General features: G+C 49.4%; 16 protein-coding genes. 8 read left to right on the top strand and 8 right to left on the bottom strand.

The features are described 5' to 3' along the window. Positions 1 to 21 precede the first annotated feature (21 nt). Positions 22 to 315 (bottom strand): prephenate dehydrogenase, encoded by a 294-nt coding sequence (locus tag CWC22_RS17790; RefSeq protein ID WP_138537375.1) that lies wholly within the window; start codon positions 313 to 315, stop codon positions 22 to 24. 72 nt (positions 316 to 387) lie between these two features. Here CWC22_RS17790 and CWC22_RS17785 point away from each other — a divergent pair, with 72 nt between their 5' ends. Further along, the gene (locus CWC22_RS17785) at positions 388 to 585 is read left to right on the top strand and encodes a hypothetical protein (RefSeq protein ID WP_040644570.1); all 198 of its coding nucleotides are present in this window, start codon (positions 388 to 390) and stop codon (positions 583 to 585) included. 55 nt (positions 586 to 640) lie between these two features. On the opposite strand, the gene epmB is transcribed toward CWC22_RS17785, so the two are convergent. After that, positions 641 to 1660 carry an EF-P beta-lysylation protein EpmB gene (gene epmB, locus CWC22_RS17780; protein WP_138537377.1) on the bottom strand — a complete coding sequence of 340 codons (1020 nt, stop codon included), beginning with the start codon at positions 1658 to 1660 and terminating at the stop codon, positions 641 to 643. Positions 1661 to 1701: 41 nt separating this feature from the next. On the opposite strand from epmB, the gene efp reads away from it, so the two are divergent. Further along, a complete protein-coding gene (efp, locus tag CWC22_RS17775; protein ID WP_010383714.1) occupies positions 1702 to 2268 on the top strand; it encodes an elongation factor P in 567 nt (188 codons plus the stop codon). A 104-nt stretch (positions 2269 to 2372) separates the two neighbouring features. Continuing rightward, the gene (gene epmA / locus CWC22_RS17770; protein ID WP_138537379.1) at positions 2373 to 3371 is read left to right on the top strand and encodes an elongation factor P--(R)-beta-lysine ligase; all 999 of its coding nucleotides are present in this window, start codon (positions 2373 to 2375) and stop codon (positions 3369 to 3371) included. A 20-nt stretch (positions 3372 to 3391) separates the two neighbouring features. Here the strand turns inward: epmA and CWC22_RS17765 are convergent, their stop codons facing one another. The 3 genes from CWC22_RS17765 to CWC22_RS17755 form a co-directional block, all read right to left on the bottom strand. Then, positions 3392 to 4609 (bottom strand): methyl-accepting chemotaxis protein, encoded by a 1218-nt coding sequence (locus tag CWC22_RS17765; RefSeq protein WP_171045018.1) that lies wholly within the window; start codon positions 4607 to 4609, stop codon positions 3392 to 3394. A gap of 120 nt (positions 4610 to 4729) precedes the next feature. Beyond that, on the bottom strand, positions 4730 to 5452 hold the full coding sequence (locus CWC22_RS17760; protein ID WP_138537381.1) for a glycerophosphodiester phosphodiesterase: 723 nt from the start codon (positions 5450 to 5452) through the stop codon (positions 4730 to 4732). Further along, positions 5449 to 6312: a DMT family transporter gene (locus CWC22_RS17755; RefSeq protein WP_138537383.1), complete on the bottom strand. Its 864-nt coding sequence runs from the start codon at positions 6310 to 6312 to the stop codon at positions 5449 to 5451. Before CWC22_RS17755 ends, CWC22_RS17760 begins: the two co-directional genes overlap by 4 nt. A gap of 232 nt (positions 6313 to 6544) precedes the next feature. Between CWC22_RS17755 and CWC22_RS17750 the strand changes: the two genes are divergently transcribed. The 3 genes from CWC22_RS17750 (at position 6545) to rlmB (ending at position 12030) form a co-directional block, all read left to right on the top strand. After that, on the top strand, positions 6545 to 8725 hold the full coding sequence (locus tag CWC22_RS17750) for an ATP-binding protein (RefSeq protein ID WP_138537385.1): 2181 nt from the start codon (positions 6545 to 6547) through the stop codon (positions 8723 to 8725). 66 nt (positions 8726 to 8791) lie between these two features. Further along, entirely contained in the window at positions 8792 to 11287 is a 2496-nt protein-coding gene (gene rnr, locus CWC22_RS17745) for a ribonuclease R (RefSeq protein ID WP_125558857.1), read from the top strand. A 2-nt stretch (positions 11288 to 11289) separates the two neighbouring features. Further along, positions 11290 to 12030 carry a 23S rRNA (guanosine(2251)-2'-O)-methyltransferase RlmB gene (gene rlmB / locus CWC22_RS17740; protein ID WP_138537387.1) on the top strand — a complete coding sequence of 247 codons (741 nt, stop codon included), beginning with the start codon at positions 11290 to 11292 and terminating at the stop codon, positions 12028 to 12030. Positions 12031 to 12064: 34 nt separating this feature from the next. Here rlmB and yjjG read toward each other — a convergent pair whose 3' ends face one another. The 3 genes from yjjG to CWC22_RS17725 all read right to left on the bottom strand — a co-directional run bounded on the left by yjjG (position 12065) and on the right by CWC22_RS17725 (position 14263). Then, on the bottom strand, positions 12065 to 12760 hold the full coding sequence (yjjG, locus tag CWC22_RS17735) for a pyrimidine 5'-nucleotidase (RefSeq protein ID WP_138537389.1): 696 nt from the start codon (positions 12758 to 12760) through the stop codon (positions 12065 to 12067). Further along, positions 12757 to 13290 carry an inosine/xanthosine triphosphatase gene (gene yjjX / locus CWC22_RS17730; RefSeq protein ID WP_010383704.1) on the bottom strand — a complete coding sequence of 178 codons (534 nt, stop codon included), beginning with the start codon at positions 13288 to 13290 and terminating at the stop codon, positions 12757 to 12759. The genes yjjG and yjjX overlap by 4 nt, the downstream gene beginning before the upstream one ends. 73 nt (positions 13291 to 13363) lie before the next feature. Next, complete coding sequence (locus tag CWC22_RS17725) at positions 13364 to 14263, bottom strand: phosphoribulokinase (RefSeq protein ID WP_010383702.1); 900 nt, start codon at positions 14261 to 14263, stop codon at positions 13364 to 13366. A 170-nt stretch (positions 14264 to 14433) separates the two neighbouring features. On the opposite strand from CWC22_RS17725, the gene CWC22_RS17720 reads away from it, so the two are divergent. Both CWC22_RS17720 and galE read left to right on the top strand, forming a co-directional pair. After that, complete coding sequence (locus CWC22_RS17720; protein ID WP_138537391.1) at positions 14434 to 15297, top strand: hypothetical protein; 864 nt, start codon at positions 14434 to 14436, stop codon at positions 15295 to 15297. Between the two features lie 85 nt (positions 15298 to 15382). Continuing rightward, positions 15383 to 16399 (top strand): UDP-glucose 4-epimerase GalE, encoded by a 1017-nt coding sequence (gene galE, locus CWC22_RS17715; protein WP_125558863.1) that lies wholly within the window; start codon positions 15383 to 15385, stop codon positions 16397 to 16399. Positions 16400 to 16574: the final 175 nt, after the last annotated feature.

Below are 16574 nucleotides of genomic sequence, written 5' to 3'. Positions count from 1 at the left end.
CATTGCCGAACTTACATGCACTTACTTGAAAGTCGCAAGTAATTGGATCAGCTGTTGTAGCTTGAAGACTGCCTTTTTCAGTTGCGCCTCGTCTAGCTGCTGCGCCTGACTCAATGCTTCGACGTCCGCTGCAACATCAAGCACGTAAGGCTTGAAACGTTTGGCGGCAAAATCAAAGCCGGCGTCTTCAGGAAATAGCGCCTGGAATTTTCCGTGACCTTGCTGCTGTAGTTCGTCTAATTTTTTATCGGCATCAAGTGCTTGACGGTAAACGAGTTTTAGATTTTCATTCAGCTTTTCGATAACGGCTTGCATATTTTTCCTAAAGACTTACGGGAATTGGCCGATATTGTACTTGGATCCATCAATCTTGTCAGGTATAAGCTTATGAATATATCCGGAAGTAACCTACCTGCTATGTCTGGGACGGGGCAAAGCGGCGAAGTAATGAGCGCGCAGCTAGCCAAAAAGCAGCAAAAAGCAGATGGACAAGCCGCCCTGGCCTTAATTGAGTCTGCTGGTAATTCCGCACCAGCAAAATCAACCACGGCCACTATGGGCAACAATATCAACGTCTACGTGTAGGCGCTGATAGATTGCGCCCGACTTGAATATGTAAGCATTTTGCTTATGTGCAGTATCAGGCTGGGCTCAGTCCCAAATCAATCGGCGTCTTACTTGGTTCGCCGCCGATTTCTCTTACCAATTTGGGTACCAAAAACCCGGGGAGCGTTTCGAGCAAGTCATGCATGAGCGAAATAGCGGTTTGCTCAGTCACATCAAAGTGACTCGCACCTTCCACTTTATCCAGCACATGCAGGTAGTAAGGTAATACATCCGCGCTAAATAGCGCCTCACTCAGTGCTTGTTGTGCATCCAGAGTGTCGTTAATTCCTTTCAATAAGACTGCCTGGTTTAACAACATCACCCCAGCGCGTCGCAGCTTTTGCATGGCCGCTGAAAAGTGCACATCTATTTCGTTGGCATGATTAATGTGGTTGACCAGCACGGGTTTCAGGCGACTATGACTCAGGGTTTCGCACAGTGTATCTGTCACTCTGGCCGGGATCACCACAGGTAATCGGGTGTGTATTCTCAGGCGTGTCAGATGGGGAATATCACTGAGTTGCTCAAGCAGCCAGGTAAGCATGTCATCTTTGGCCATCAGTGGATCGCCACCACTTAAAATGACCTCATTGATCTCAGGGTGTGCATTCAGATAATCGAAAACAGCCTGCAAAGCGCGTTTGTTGAGCTGATTATCCTGATACGGAAAATGGCGACGAAAGCAGTAACGGCAGTTTACTGCACAACCGGTTTTTAGCATTAACAGCACTCTGGAACGGTATTTATGCAGTAGCCCGGGCAGCGCAGCCTGCTGTTCGTCGAGCGGATCTTTGTTAAAACCGGCTTTGGCCAGGAATTCCTGATGCTGAGGGAGCACTTGCAGCAGCAAGGGATCCTGCGCATCCCCATAACGCATTTTAGCGATGAAAGGGCGCGGAACTCTTAATGGAAACAAACGTTTAGCGGCTAAATCCTGTTCACTAAAATGGTTCTCCAGGCCAACCTGCCTGAGCAACTCATCCGCACTGGTGACGACATTCGCCAATTCTTTTTGCCAGTTAGTCTGCAAATTTACTTCATTTATTTGTATCATTAGCGGGTTTATTACTCGAAATACAAAGATTAGAGGATACGATGGCGAATTATAGCACCAACGAATTCAAGGGCGGCCTAAAAATTATGATCGATGGAGAGCCTTGCTCCATCCTGGAAAATGAAGTGGTCAAGCCCGGTAAGGGCCAGGCGTTTAACCGCGTTAAGATCCGTAAGCTGATCTCAGGTAAAGTTTTAGAGAAAACTTTTAAGTCTGGTGAATCGGTTGAAGGTGCGGACGTCATGGACACAGATCTGGCTTATCTGTATACAGATGGTGAGTTCTGGCACTTTATGAACAACGAAACCTTTGAGCAGATCGCAGCTGATGAAAAAGCACTGGGCGAAGCGGTAAAATGGTTGGTTGAAAACGATGTATGTACTATCACGCTTTGGAACGGTAACCCCATTGCCGTTACTCCACCTAACTTTGTAGAGCTGGAAATCACAGAAACAGATCCTGGCCTGAAAGGCGATACAGCCGGTACCGGTGGTAAGCCTGCGACATTGAGCACAGGTGCTGTGGTACGTGTACCTCTGTTTGTACAAATTGGTGAAGTGATCAAAGTAGATACGCGCAGCGGCGAATACGTGAGTCGTGTAAAGTAAGCTTATATACTTTGTGGCCTGGCTGCTCTTAAATCGAGCAGGCCGGGACCTATAAGCCACCTACAGATCCCGGCCCTTGCCGGGATTTTTTGTCTGGAGTTATTATGAGTCATTCAGCGCCTGATCCGGTCTCTGATATTGTTTGGGCACCCAGTGCCAGTATTGATACTTTGCGTCAGCGTGCCGGGATCCTCGCTAAAATTCGCACTTTCTTCGCTGAGCGTGAGGTATTGGAAGTCGAAACCCCCAGTCTGTCACAAGCTTCGGTGACGGATGTACATCTTGCGTCGTTCGCAACCACCTTTGTAGGCCCGGGTCACGCCACTGGCACGCCGTTATATCTGCAAACCTCACCTGAGTTTGCCATGAAGCGCCTGTTAGCGGCGGGCAGTGGCGCAATTTACCAGGTTGGCAAAGCCTTTCGAAATGAAGAATCTGGCCGACATCACAACCCTGAGTTTACGATGCTGGAATGGTATCGACCCGGGTTCGATGAGTTTAGGCTCATGACGGAAGTCAATGACTTGATGCAGGCCATCCTGGGTTGCCCTGAAGCCGAGTCATTGAGCTATCAGCAGGCCTTTATTACCCATCTGGGCCTGGACCCGCTGAGTGCCTCGATGGAGGAATTGAGGCAACTGGCCAGCCAGCGTGGCCATGCGCACGTTGCTGAGCAAGAGCAACATCGTGATACGCTGCTGCAATTGCTGTTTTGTATGGAGATTGAACCTTTGATTGGCCAGCAGGCGCCCTGTTTTGTCTACCATTTTCCTGCTTCTCAGGCTGCGCTGGCGCAACTCAATGATAAGGATCCCAGAGTCGCTGGTCGGTTTGAACTCTATTATCGTGGTATGGAGTTGGCCAATGGCTTTAACGAATTAACCGACGGCGTTGAGCAAAGTGCCCGCTTTGATGAAGATAATGCGCAGCGCATAGCGATGGGGCTGGCCCCTGTGGCCAAAGATGCGCGCTTTTTGGCTGCGCTGACACAAGGATTACCGGCCTGCGCCGGCGTTGCATTAGGGGTCGATCGCCTGGTGATGCTGGCGACCGGAAAGAAACAGCTTAAAGAAGTGATAGCATTTGACGTCGACAGGGCGTAAGCCGGGACCTGAGCAGGCCCTCAGACGAAGCGTTTGAGTTCCTGCTGGGTTTGCGTGGAGCGCTGCTGTGCATCCTGACAATCTTGTAATGCTGCATCAATCTGTGATTTGGCGGATTGGCCGAGCTCAACAATGCGGTGTACTGACTCGTGGGTGTGCTGCTGAGTTGATTCAAGCTGATGGACGGCACTGACAATTTCTTCCAACTGGGACTGGTTGCGCTCAAAGTCCTCAGACATATCGGCAAACCCCTGAGAGGTGGTGCGGATGGCCTGTTCTGCAGAGCTGGAATGATCTATCAGTTGTTCTGATTCCTGATGAGTCTCGCCCACTAACACATCCATTTGGTTAATAAAATCACTGATCTGACGGGTGGCATCGTTAACTTTGACCGACAGATTGCGCACTTCATCGGCCACCACGGCAAAACCACGACCCGCTTCTCCAGCTCGTGCTGCTTCAATGGCGGCATTGAGTGCTAACAAGTTGGTCTGATCGGAGAACTCTTCGACCATTTTCAAAATACTGCGAATGTTCTCACTGTTTTCTTTTAATCCGGCAACGGTGGATGAAAAGCTGCCCAACAGGTGGGTAATTTGCTGAACCTCTTTAACCAGGGTACTCAACGATTGTGAAGAGCCACGCACAAAATGCAGACTTTCTGTATTGGCCTGATAAACCTGATCGGTGTTGTGCACTATGCTTTGCAGGCTATGCGTAACCTGATCGCTGGCTGCGATAATGGTGTCGCCCTGATCTATTTGTTGACTACCCAGTAAAGCGGTTTGCTTCATGGAGTCGGTGACCTGCTGATTGCTGCGGTTCGCCGCTTCAGCGCTTTGATAGGTCGCAGCCAGCAACTCGCTCAGATGTTGCGTAAAGGTATTGTATTGCTCGCTGAGGTCACGGAATTCGTCATACGTGAATTGTGGCAATCTGGCAGTGAGATCGCCATCCTGACGGTTGATCTGTTCTAGCGTGTCGCGCATAGCCTGTACTGGGCGGACAATCAGGTAGCGCATATAGAAAAAGGTGAAGATAAAGGCGCCAACCGATATCAAAGCCAGTAACCAGAAAACCCCGGTAGAGCCGCTTTGCTCAGCTAGTTCACTGTGCAGCCACACTAATGTGATGATTTGAAAAACTAACAAAAACCCCAGATTGCCAAAAATCTTGCGGGTCAGGGTGAAGAACAAAGATTCTTCGATCAAATTATAGATGCGCATGTACAAACTCATATTAGGCTCTTCACTGTGCCGTTTAGCATACAGTATAGAGTAAACCTGGCAGGTGCAACTGTTTACAGGTTAAGCAATTTATTTTAGCAAGCGGCATAATCCAGCATATGGTCAGCTCTGTCAATCGACCTCAGATGTATGGTTGAGTTGTTGTTGCACGACCATTTTTGCGTAACAGGGGTAGTTACTGAATATGCCGTCTACGCCATAATCTAACATTAATTCAATGTCTTTTGCTTTATCGACAGTGTAAGCCAGGACTTTAAGGCCGCGTTGTTTGGCATCCTGAACAAATTCATGGTTAATGAAGTTTTTGTCCATATGGATGCTTTCGGCATGAAGTTGCTGGGCAAACTGGGCAAATGTAAGTGGAATGGAGGCTGTCAGTGCCCCGATCCTGACCCAGGGCAGCTTTTGCTTGAGCCACAACAACTGATGGTGATCAAAAGAGGACAAGAGCAGTTGATGGCGAGCTATCACCCCACGCTGTACATTGTCTTCTATGGTGGCAACAAACTTATCCAGGCTGAAGGTATGTTTGAGTTCCAGGTTAATAGTGGTTTGTTGGCCGATTGTATCCAGCACTTGTTGTAGTGTCGGTACGGGCTCGTTGTTACTGAGTCTTAACAGAGACAGCTGCTCACGACTGGTTTCGTTAACCTTGCCCCGGCCGTTGGTGGTGCGATCCAGCCAGGTATCATGAATGATGGCGTAATCATCCAGACAACTTTGCACATCGAGTTCTATGCCGTCGACGCCCACCTCCAGTGCAGCCTGAATGGCGCTGAGAGAGTTTTCGGGGTAATTTCCACTGGCACCTCGGTGTGCAAAAACCTGGATCATAGCTTATTCCTTGTGATCGACCACGTCTCATAGCAGGCAGCACTGACTACCAGTATGCCTCCTGCCAGCGTGGAGAGTGTTATGGTTTCTGCCAACAGCATATAAGCCAACACGGTCGCATACAAGGGCTGTAAGCAAGAAATCAGCCCCGCGGTAGTGGCTGATAAGTAACGCAAACTGGACGCAAATAGCGCATGGGGGATTGCAGTAAAAATACACCCAGCCAGGACAATCAGGAACAGGTTTTCAGTACTTAAATCGGAGGGGGGCACTTCAACAAAGGCACATAGCATGAGGCTGGCAACCAGGGTCTGATAAAACATGGTGTGTGGCCCGCCGTAACTGGAAAAAAGTTTCTTCTGAAGTAAATTTCTAAGTGCAAAGAGTGCCCCGGAAATCACTCCGGTTGCTATGCCCAAAGTGATTTGATTACCTGGATCGCTGCCCGGCACCAGTAAATAAATACCACACATTACCACCGCCGCTGTAAAGATATCTTTGCGTTTAATGTTACCTTTGAAAAAAAGGGGCTCAAGCAGCACAGTGATCACCGGATATGTAAAAAAGGCAATGACCCCGACAGCAATCCCGGCCATTTGCATCGCAGCAAAGTAAGTCACCCAATGTAGCCCTACACAGACACCCAACAGTACGACAATGGCGTAGTCTTTGGTTTCCCTGAGTTTGAATACACTGCCTTTAAACTTAAGAATGCACGCCAGAGTGATAAAGGCGATGGCGGTGCGATACACAGTGATGTCCAGTGCAGAGAGAGAGATTAACTTGGAAAATAACGCGGTACCACCAAACAGCAGCACTGCCAGATGTAAATTAATGAGGGAGGATTGTTCGGGACGCATAGCGAACTCGGTAAGTTTTTCATCAGCTTATCATGTTAGGCGGTTGTCGCTAAAGCCTTATGACAGCCGAAAAGATGATCCGATACGTTGGATCGGCTTGCTTTAGTGTGATTTTTTAAGAGTAAAGGGTGAGGTGTAATCCCGTGTAATGTCAGATGGATTAGATTTTGCTTCCGGCTAGCATAAAATTAATACTATACTAGTAGTTCTTTACGACGATGTTTGATGCGGTATGGGCGATCCGAAACAACTTTTACAGATCCTGGCTTTGACGTCATGCGTGTGTGCGCTGTTTATGCTGGTTAACTGGTTTATTCATCGCCGTTTGCTGGGAACCCGTTTATGGGCCAGCTTTTCAGTCTGTACTGCATTTGGTTGCATCTTCATCGCCTCATTTTCTTTGTCCGTGACCTGGACCATTTTTGTCTCAAATTGTCTGATCTTTATTGGCTTATATTGTTTGAGTCGCGGCAGTGAACAGTTTTTCTCAGTCCCCTGGTTGAGCTGGCCCTGGTGGCTGCTGGCAGGGATCTTTTTTCCGGGCTACGTGTATTACACATACCTTGACGCTAATTTTATCGCCAGGGTGATTTTAAATTACATGGGCTGGGCGCTGAGCATGATTCTGTGCCTGCGCGCTTTGTGGTTGGGTCAAAGGCGTCAGTGGCAAAGTTTTTCGCCAGCACACTGGGCATTTGCACTGGCCTGTGCCTGTCTGTTTATCGTGTTTACGGTGCGTTTATTGATGCTCCATCATTACACGCAGCATGACAGCCTGATTACAAATAACTGGGTAAATCAGTTTTTCTCCGTGTCCGTTATCGTTATGCCTCTGATTTTGTGTTTTTCCTTGTGCTTACTGTGCAGCGGGCGACGTGAACAGGAATTACATGAATTGCGCCATCGCGCAGAACTTGCTGCGCAGCACAAAGAGCGCTCTTTGACGTTACTCAGCCACGAACTCAGAACGCCCTTAAACGCCATCGTTGGTCATGCGGAGTTACTTAAACGGGCACCCAGGGAACCGCAGCAGCATGGGCAGTTTTGTGATGTGATTATTGCCACCGCCATGTCGATGTCGGATCTGGCAAATCAAATTTTGCTGCAGGCGCGGGGGGCTGTGCCCAATACCATAGTGGAGCCAGTCAATCTCGCGACACACCTGAAGGAGCAGATCCGCTTTTTTAGGCCTCTGGCGGAGAAAAAACACCTGAAACTAACCCTGACAATACAAGGCGTTGATGCCAATCTGCTGGTCATGATAGACAAAGACCCCTTCACTTTGGTGATTAAAAACCTGCTTTCTAATGCCATTAAGTATACGGAACACGGCTCGGTTGAGCTGATCGTTTTTGGTTACGCCCTGAGTGCCAATCGTCATCAACTGCGGGTCGCCGTGAAAGATACAGGTATAGGACTGAGTCGCGCTCAGCAACAACAGGTCTTTGAACCTTTTGTCACATTTGGTGCGCCGCGCGCTATTGCAGATAGCGCCGGAGTAGGCCTGGCCTTGTGCAAGCAGCTACTGGAAAACATGGGGGTCGATCTGGAAGTGCAAAGTGAGTCTGGGCAGGGGAGTGAATTCTTCTTTGAAATGCAGGTTAACTCGCAACTCGGGGAGCAACCAGACACTTTCGATAGTAAGCCAACGACACTCGGAGATATGTCTGTACTCGTCATTGAGGACAATCTCCTGAACCGGGAAGTAGTGCGTGGTTATCTCGACAATTTAGGGCTGGATTATCAACTGGCGGAAACCCTGGCGGATGCGGAGCAGCTACTATTGCAAGCTCAGTTTGATGTGGTGCTGTTAGACATGCATTTATCGGACGGCCATGGCTTAGAATGGTATCAAACACGCTTTACGGATCTTGCACTGACGCACTCGCCTGTTGTGATGGCGCTGACTGGCGATGTAGATCAGCAAGCGCGGCAGGCTTATCAGCAAGCCGGAATTTTCGACTGCCTGGAAAAGCCGTTGCGTGTCACTGCATTAAGACAGGCGCTGGAGCGCATTGTAAAACAGAATAGCAGCGGCCTGGCAGCAACGGAGGCTGCATACGTAGATTTGACCTTTGTCGAGCGTCAGTTGAGTGAATCTTCTGTGCGCGCTGAGTTTGCCTCACGGCTCGTATATTTGAGCGATCGTCTGGATTATGAGTTTGCTCAGCTTCGTGGACTGGCTGATATTCAGTCCGATGATTCATTGCGAGAAAAGCTTTTACAACTGGAGCATGAAGTAGAGCAGTTGGGGTTATATGCATTGCGCCAGGCATTGCATCAGACTCGCCGTCGTGCCGCACAGGAGCGGGATATTGACTGGTCTGCATTGCATCAATTTGCGAAGCAAAGTGCCTCGGCACTGCAATCTTGTCATCAACGTATGAATGCCAGAGTGCTTGAAAAAGCGTAAGGTTAGGTGGGCCATTGGCTGGATTTGCGTTAGAATACAGGTATAACTTCTCTACATACTCAGTGAATGTCTAAACAGGATCCTTATCTCAGCCGAGAACAAGAAAAATACGATAACCCGGTGCCCAGCCGTGAGTTCATTCTTGACCATATTCAAAAAAGCAATAATAAAACCAATTTCAATCAGCTTTGTCAGGACCTTAAAGTCTTCGAAGATGAACGACAAATTGCCTTTAAACGGCGCCTTAGAGCCATGGAGCGTGATGGTCAGCTGTTTTTCAACAAGTTCAAATGTTACGTGATCCCAACGGATGATGGCCTGGTCAAAGGTCGGGTGATTGGACATCGTGATGGCTTTGGCTTTTTGGAGGTGGAGGGCGAAGCCAAAGACTGGTTTATCACTAAGTATCAGATGGACAGAGTATTGCACGGTGATTGGGTGCTGGCGAAAGCAGGTTCCCGAGGCTCAGGTGGTAAAGTGGATGCACGCATTGTGCGGGTGCTCGAAAAAGAGCGTGCACCGATAGTCGGGCGCTTCTTTGTCGAACATGGCATGGCGGTAGTCGTACCTGAAGATCCACGCCTGACGCAGGACATTATTGTGCTGCCGGGCAGCGAAAATGGTGCCCGTCATAACCAGATGGTTCAGGTTCAGATCACCCAAAGCCCCAGCAAGCAAATGAATGCGGTGGGTAAGGTGACGGAAGTACTGGGTGACCATATGGCGCCGGGTATGGAGATTGAGGTCGCGTTACGAAACCACGAAATCCCTTATGAGTGGCCGCAGGCGGTGCTTGATCAGGTCGCAGAGCACGGGGAATTTGTCGCTGAGCCGGATAAACTTGGCCGGGTTGATTTACGCGATCTGCCACTGCTCACCATCGACGGGGAAGACGCCCGAGATTTCGATGATGCGGTTTACTGTGAACGCAAAAAGTCAGGTGGCTGGCGTTTATGGGTCGCTATTGCCGATGTATCGCACTATGTGTCTAAAGGCAGTGCACTGGATAAAGAAGCCATCTCTCGGGGGAATTCAGTGTACTTCCCTGAGCAAGTGGTGCCTATGCTGCCCAAAGTCCTGTCGAATGGCTTATGTTCTTTGAACCCGCAAGTGGACCGTCTCTGTATGGTGGCCGAAATGACGGTGTCCGAAGCCGGCCGTTTGTCAGGTTACCGTTTTTACGAAGCAGTAATGAATTCTCACGCACGCCTGACGTACACTAAGGTTCATGCGATGTTGCAGGGCGATGAAGCCTTGCGCGAGCAATATAACGCGCTGTACCCACACATTAGCGAGTTACACCAGATGTATATGGCCCTGAAGTCTGAGCGTCAGGCGCGTGGTGCCATCGAGTTCGAAACCCTGGAGACGCGTTTTGTCTTCAACGCACATCGTAAAATTGAGTCCATCGTACCTGTGGTGCGTAATGATGCCCATAAACTGATCGAAGAGTGTATGATCCTGGCCAATGTGTCGGCGGCACGGTTGCTGGAAAAACACGAAGCCAGTGCGCTGTTCCGGGTCCATGATCAGCCTGATCCGGAAAAGCTCAGCCAGTTCAGATTATTCTTGCAAGACTTAGGGATCGAAAGCACCTTGGGCCATGAGCCAACGCCTTTGGAGATCACTGAAGCCCTGGCCGGTCTGGGCGAGCGCCCGGAACTGGAGCTGATCCAGACCATGCTATTACGCTCGATGAAACAGGCTGTATATCAACCGGATAATATTGGTCACTATGGTCTTGCGCTGAAGGCGTATGCACACTTCACCTCGCCCATTCGACGTTATCCGGATCTGGTGGTGCATCGCGCGATCAAAGGGATCCTGGCGGAGCAGGGACAACAAGTGTCCGGTGCTTATGTGTATGAAAGTGATGAAGCGGATCAGCTCGGTGAGCAATGTTCAATGACAGAACGTCGCGCCGATGATGCGACTCGTGAGGTAGCGGACTGGCTCAAGTGTGAGTTTATGCAAGATCACGTGGGTGATGAGTTCACTGGCGTGATTTCATCGGTCACCAATTTTGGTTTGTTTGTTAGGCTCGATGAGTTACAAATCGATGGCATGATCCATGTCAGTAACCTGGGTCACGAATATTTCCATTTTGATGGCGCGAAACACTGCCTGATTGGGGAGCACAGCCGGAGTGTCTTTAGACTCGGTGATAAGCTGAGTGTGGTCGTCAACTCCGTGAGCCTGGATGAACGACGTATTAATCTGGCGCTGGCCGAAGAGGCGGTGCCAGACCGGTATGCCAGACGGCGTCGTAAAGCGGCGACAGAGAATGCCGGAAAAAGTGTGCGTGCGCAGTTGAAAGACGGCAAGATCCCGAGCAAAGATAAAAAAGACAGCAAAGCAGACAAAGACGCAAGACCCGCTAAAAGCGACGGCAAAAAACCGAAAAAGGCTAAGAAGACCACACCTAAAGGAAAGGCTAAAAAAGCCAAACAAGCTGATACTTTGACCGGTAAGAAGAAAACCAAGAAAAGTGCCAGCAAAACTAAGGCAAAGCGTCCTGGTAAAAACGCGCGTAAAAGAAACAAATCGAGTGCGGGAGCATAACTTTGAGTAATGAATTAATTTTTGGTTTCCATTCTATTGAAGCCATTCTATCCACCACCCCTGAGCGCTTTTTAGAGATCTATGCTCTTAAGGGACGAGACGACAAACGTCTTAATGCGGTCGTCAATGAAGCACGCAAGTTTGGTATTTCTGTGCAATTTATGCAGCGGAAAGCGTTGGATAATAAAGCCAATGGTGAGCAGCATCAGGGGATCATTGCCAATGTAAAAGCTGCCCGTGTACTCAATGAGCGCGACCTGGATGAGATCTTAGCCAGAGAATCGACGCCGTTCTTTTTAGTCCTTGATGGTGTGACAGATCCACATAATCTCGGTGCCTGTTTGCGCAGTGCCGATGCCGCTGGTGCGCACGCACTGATTGTACCCAAAGATAAATCTGCCAAGTTAAATGGCACGGCCCGCAAAGTGGCGTGTGGCGCAGCGGAAACCGTACCGTTGATCCAGGTGACGAATCTGGCCCGCACGCTCAGGGATATCAAAGAAGCGGGTGTCTGGGTAGTTGGAACCGCAGGTGAGACAGACACTGACTTGTTTGATGCCAGTCTTACCGGCCCTATTGCTGTGGTAATGGGGGCTGAAGGCGATGGCATGCGCCGTCTGACCCGCGAGCACTGTGATGTGCTGGTAAAAATTCCGATGGTTGGTACTGTATCCAGTCTCAACGTGTCTGTGGCCACCGGGATCTGTTTGTTTGAGGTGTTGCGTCAGCGCAATGCACAATAACTTTCTGGCTACACATTGAGTGAAAAAGGCAAGCTTAGCTTGCCTTTTGTGTTTCCGGGTCCAGCAATAGCGCCTGTAGCTGCGCCAGGTTATCAATGACGTAAGTAGGTGTGATCTCCGGCGGACACTCAGCGCCCGGGTGGCGTAACCAGCAACTGTCGATGCCAAAGCGATTGGCTCCCAGTACATCACTGGTAGGGGTATCCCCGACCATTAGCACCCGAGACTTATCAGGCGTTCCCAGCAGTGATAAAGCATGCTCGAATACGCTCGGATCGGGTTTGGCCACCCCCACCTGTTCAGAAATTACGATGCTGTGAAAGTAGTCTTTAAACCCGGTATGGGCCAGACGTTTCTCTTGTAAGGCAGTAAACCCGTTGGTGATGATAGCCAGCGTTGCTTTGCCTTGCAGGGCATGCAGCAGATCAGCGGCACCAGGCAGCGGATCACACAATTCTGCCATGGCATCAAGAAAGCCCAAATTGAGGGTTTCAGCGGATACATTCAAACGTTCAGCCCAGAACTGAAAGCGCGTTACTTGCAGGGTTTTAGCATCTATTTCGCCGTTCTGATACTGCACCCACAAAGGCTTGTTGACGCGCTGGTATTCGGCGTTATCGGCTTCGCTAAACGTGACATCATAACGTGCGAAGAGGGCCTTAAGGCCCAGAAAGGCGTTGAAACTGAATAGGGTTTCATCGGCATCAAATAGAATATGGGAGTATTTCATGAATATAGCTCTACGTGGTTAAAGGGGGCCATCGCCAGCAACAGAGCCTGGGTGTAGGCACTTTCCCGGGTTGCCAGATGATTGGTCAGCAACCCAATTGCGCCACCTTTTTGTTTAATGTTGTTGGTATCGAACATGCGGTCCATGACATGACCTAATTCTTCTCCTGCCAGCAGCGCATCATAAATACGTTGTGGTAGTGGTAGGTTAGCACTGCGGCCAATGCTCTCAGTCTGGCCATTGGATATGACGACAAAGGCAAACGTGGCAGGACCATAGGAAAACTGATGGGCACCGCCTTCCATTGCACAATAGTAATCGGCGGCGTGCTGGTCAATCAGGTATTGCACACGATTTTGGGCACCCAGCAGCGTATCGGCTTCACCCAGTGGCTGATCGGCAACCCCGCTTGGCGCGGATAAGCCCTCACACTGAATATCGTGTTGTGGAAAATACTGCGTGAATATCTGCCTTGCGGCATTGATTTTAACCGGGTTCTTAGACCCGACAAGTATCTTAATAACTGCCATTTGCGATGCCCTGAAAAATCGCTAGTGTAACGACCCCATGGAAAGCCCGCAAGCGGTGAAGTGTAAGCAGTCGTTAAACGGGCAAGTCCAGCGGGACAATCTGCTCCAGAGCTCGTTTTTTTGTAAGTAAGTCTTTGATCAATGGAGTTAATACCAGCTCCATGGCCAGGCCCATTTTACCGCCAGGCACGACCAGGGTGTTAACGCGAGACATAAAGCTGCCCTGGATCATCTGCAGGTAATAGGGGAAGTCGACATCTTTAATATCCCTGAAACGGATCACTACGAAGCTCTCATCCAGCGAGGGGATGTCTTTGGCACTGAAGGGGTTAGAAGTATCAACGGTAGGGACGCGTTGAAAATTAATATGGGTACGTGAAAACTGGGGCGTAATATGGTTAATGTAATCATCCATACTGCGCACGATTGAGGTCATAACGGCTTCACGAGAATGACCTCTTTCGTGCGTATCGCGGATCAGTTTTTGGATCCACTCCAGGTTAATAATCGGCACCATGCCAATCAGCAGGTCGACATGATGGGCGACATCATGTTCTTCGGTCACTATGCCGCCATGCAGGCCTTCATAAAACAGCATATCACTATTGCTATCGAGTTCCTGGTAAGGCGTAAAGGTGCCGGGTAGCTGGTTATACGGTACGGCATCATCAAAGGTATGCAAATAGCGCCGGACCTGGCCGGTTCCGGTCTGACCATAAGTCGCAAATAACGCTTCTAGCGCGGCAAAGTCATTGGCCTCCTGACCAAAGTAGCTCAGGTGTTTACCTTCTTGCAGGGCTTCGCGTTTGAGCTTGTCCATTTCAGGGCGAGTATAACGATGAAAGCTATCACCTTCGACGATCTCAGCTTTGGCGTCCAGGCTGCGAAAAATGTGCTTTATCGCGGCCGTGGTGGTTGTGGTGCCGGCACCGGAACTTCCCGTGATCGCGATGATTGGATGCTTTGCAGACATTTTGTCCCCTTACCTGGCTCAGACGGACTGAGCGTAACTTCCGATTAACACCTTTCGATGTTACTCGATAAGGGAAAATTCGCAAGGCATTTCGCGGTGAGTTGTATTGTGATGATTGAGTTCCTGCTGTCGCTCGGTATGATAGTTGAAAAAACAAGGAATATAACACAATGACACTGTTGCAAAAGATCATCGCCACTGGGTTACTATGGGGCATTATGGGGACACTCAAGGCGATGCCGGCCTCGCAGTTGTGGTTGGCTGAAGAGCAATCCGGCTCATTGTCGGTGAAGCCAATCAGCGCGGCTGATGGTTATCACAACCAACCTTTGGTTGTCGACAATGGAGTGTATTTTACCCAACAGGTAAAGAGCCAGAACGGGGGCCAGACCGACCTGTTTTTTTACGATTTTGCCACGCATGAGGCTCGAAACCTGACCAATACGCCGGTGTCGGAATACTCGCCCACGATATATCCCTTTGACGATGGCCTCTCTGCTGTGGTCGTCGAAGCCGATGGTTCGCAAAAGCTATGGTTTTATCCATTTTCGGAGACACAATCACCACGGCGTGTGTTTGAGCATATTGCTCCGGTCGGTTATCACGCTTGGGGTAGGGATGAGCAACTGGTCATGTTTATTCTTGGTGAGCCGCACACTTTACAATTCACCGATTTAAAAGGGCATTTACCCAAATTGGTCGCCAGCGACGTCGGTCGCACACTGGCCTATAATGCTACGCGGAATCTATATAGTTTTACTTATACTTCACAAGGTCAGCAATGGTTTGCCAGCTTCGATGCACAAACTCAGGCGGTGACACCGCATTTTGCATTACCAAGTAGCGTACATTATTACACTTGGTTTGATGACAATACGATTGCCTATGCCATTGCCGGTCGTATATATACCCGACATCTGGATAACCCTGATAAGGTCTTGCTTTGGCGAAATTTGTCAGCCTATTGCCCTGGGACGATTTCACGCTTGAGCAAGCAAGGAGCGCGATTGGTATTTGTGTGTGACCAGGCATAGCTAGGGTCGCCATTGAGTGCAAAACACTGACACACTGGTTGGGATCAATTACAATGGACACAGATATATTTTTAGGAAAATTACTATGACCGTCTTAGTTACCGGTGGTGCCGGGTATATTGGTTCGCATACCGTGCTGGAGTTGCTTAGTGAAGGCAAGGAAGTGATTGTTGTCGATAACTTATGTAATTCCTCCCAGCAGTCTTTGCAGCGTGTAGAGGCATTAACTGGGCGTACCGCGACGTTTTACCAGGGCGATATTTGTGACAAAGCATTTCTCGACCGAGTTTTTGCACAGCACCAGATAAAGCAGGTGATCCACTTTGCGGGATTAAAGGCGGTGGGTGAGTCGGTGCAGAAGCCGGTTGAATATTACCAAAATAATGTCCAGGGAACGTTAACCTTGCTGGATGCGATGCGCGATGCTGGCGTATTTCAGTTGGTATTTAGTTCTTCTGCGACAGTGTATGGCGATCCGGCCAGCTTACCTATTCGTGAAGATTTCCCGGTGGGAGGGACGACTAACCCGTATGGTACCTCTAAGCTGATGGTGGAGATGATCCTACAAGACTTAGCTAAGTCAGATACTCGCTGGGCATTTGCGATTTTGCGTTATTTCAACCCAGTAGGAGCGCATATATCTGGTCGAATAGGGGAAGATCCCAATGGTATTCCGAACAACCTGTTGCCTTATATTGCACAGGTTGCGGTGGGCAAGTTAGACACGCTGGGTGTTTTTGGGAATGACTATGACACACATGATGGCACGGGGATCCGTGATTACATTCATGTTGTAGATCTTGCTATTGGTCATCTCAAAGCGTTGGACAAGATTGCTGCTCAGGTAGGGACGCATATTTTTAATCTGGGTACAGGTAATGGTTATTCGGTGCTTGACATGGTTAAAGCGTTTGAAAAAGCGGCAGGTAAACCCGTGAATTATGAAATTAAACCGCGTCGTGATGGCGACATCGCGGCCTGTTATGCGGCACCTGAAAAAGCGTTTAACGAGCTGGGATGGCGAGCTGAGCGCGGCATTGATGAAATGATGCAGGACACCTGGCGCTGGCAAAGCCAAAACCCGCACGGATATAAAGGGTAACCCTCAAAAAGCGGCCTGTTTTGGCCGCTTCTCTTTTCAAGGCATCATCGCTGGATGAAACTCCCCGCAACAGCGTGTATAATTCTCGGCTTATCTATTTTGATGACCACAAGCTGCGCCTTACTTGCAGAGCATGGGCTGGGATGTGGTTCGGTTATTGACGCTGGTAGCGGTT

It is taken from the genome of Pseudoalteromonas rubra (assembly GCF_005886805.2).
Lineage (GTDB): Bacteria > Pseudomonadota > Gammaproteobacteria > Enterobacterales > Alteromonadaceae > Pseudoalteromonas > Pseudoalteromonas rubra_D.
Note: the sequence above shows the minus strand (reverse complement) of the source record. Positions and strands in the feature narration are given on the sequence as shown.

What these genes read in the sequence shown, in the direction of transcription:
- CWC22_RS17790 (WP_138537375.1), bottom strand. Translation starts at nt 315, where the DNA reads ATGCAAGCCGTTATCGAAAAGCTGAATGAAAATCTAAAACTCGTTTAC.
- CWC22_RS17785 (WP_040644570.1), top strand. Translation starts at nt 388, where the DNA reads ATGAATATATCCGGAAGTAACCTACCTGCTATGTCTGGGACGGGGCAA.
- epmB (WP_138537377.1), bottom strand. Translation starts at nt 1,660, where the DNA reads ATGATACAAATAAATGAAGTAAATTTGCAGACTAACTGGCAAAAAGAA.
- efp (WP_010383714.1), top strand. Translation starts at nt 1,702, where the DNA reads ATGGCGAATTATAGCACCAACGAATTCAAGGGCGGCCTAAAAATTATG.
- epmA (WP_138537379.1), top strand. Translation starts at nt 2,373, where the DNA reads ATGAGTCATTCAGCGCCTGATCCGGTCTCTGATATTGTTTGGGCACCC.
- CWC22_RS17765 (WP_171045018.1), bottom strand. Translation starts at nt 4,609, where the DNA reads ATGAGTTTGTACATGCGCATCTATAATTTGATCGAAGAATCTTTGTTC.
- CWC22_RS17760 (WP_138537381.1), bottom strand. Translation starts at nt 5,452, where the DNA reads ATGATCCAGGTTTTTGCACACCGAGGTGCCAGTGGAAATTACCCCGAA.
- CWC22_RS17755 (WP_138537383.1), bottom strand. Translation starts at nt 6,312, where the DNA reads ATGCGTCCCGAACAATCCTCCCTCATTAATTTACATCTGGCAGTGCTG.
- CWC22_RS17750 (WP_138537385.1), top strand. Translation starts at nt 6,545, where the DNA reads ATGGGCGATCCGAAACAACTTTTACAGATCCTGGCTTTGACGTCATGC.
- rnr (WP_125558857.1), top strand. Translation starts at nt 8,792, where the DNA reads ATGTCTAAACAGGATCCTTATCTCAGCCGAGAACAAGAAAAATACGAT.
- yjjG (WP_138537389.1), bottom strand. Translation starts at nt 12,760, where the DNA reads ATGAAATACTCCCATATTCTATTTGATGCCGATGAAACCCTATTCAGT.
- yjjX (WP_010383704.1), bottom strand. Translation starts at nt 13,290, where the DNA reads ATGGCAGTTATTAAGATACTTGTCGGGTCTAAGAACCCGGTTAAAATC.
- CWC22_RS17725 (WP_010383702.1), bottom strand. Translation starts at nt 14,263, where the DNA reads ATGTCTGCAAAGCATCCAATCATCGCGATCACGGGAAGTTCCGGTGCC.
- CWC22_RS17720 (WP_138537391.1), top strand. Translation starts at nt 14,434, where the DNA reads ATGACACTGTTGCAAAAGATCATCGCCACTGGGTTACTATGGGGCATT.
- galE (WP_125558863.1), top strand. Translation starts at nt 15,383, where the DNA reads ATGACCGTCTTAGTTACCGGTGGTGCCGGGTATATTGGTTCGCATACC.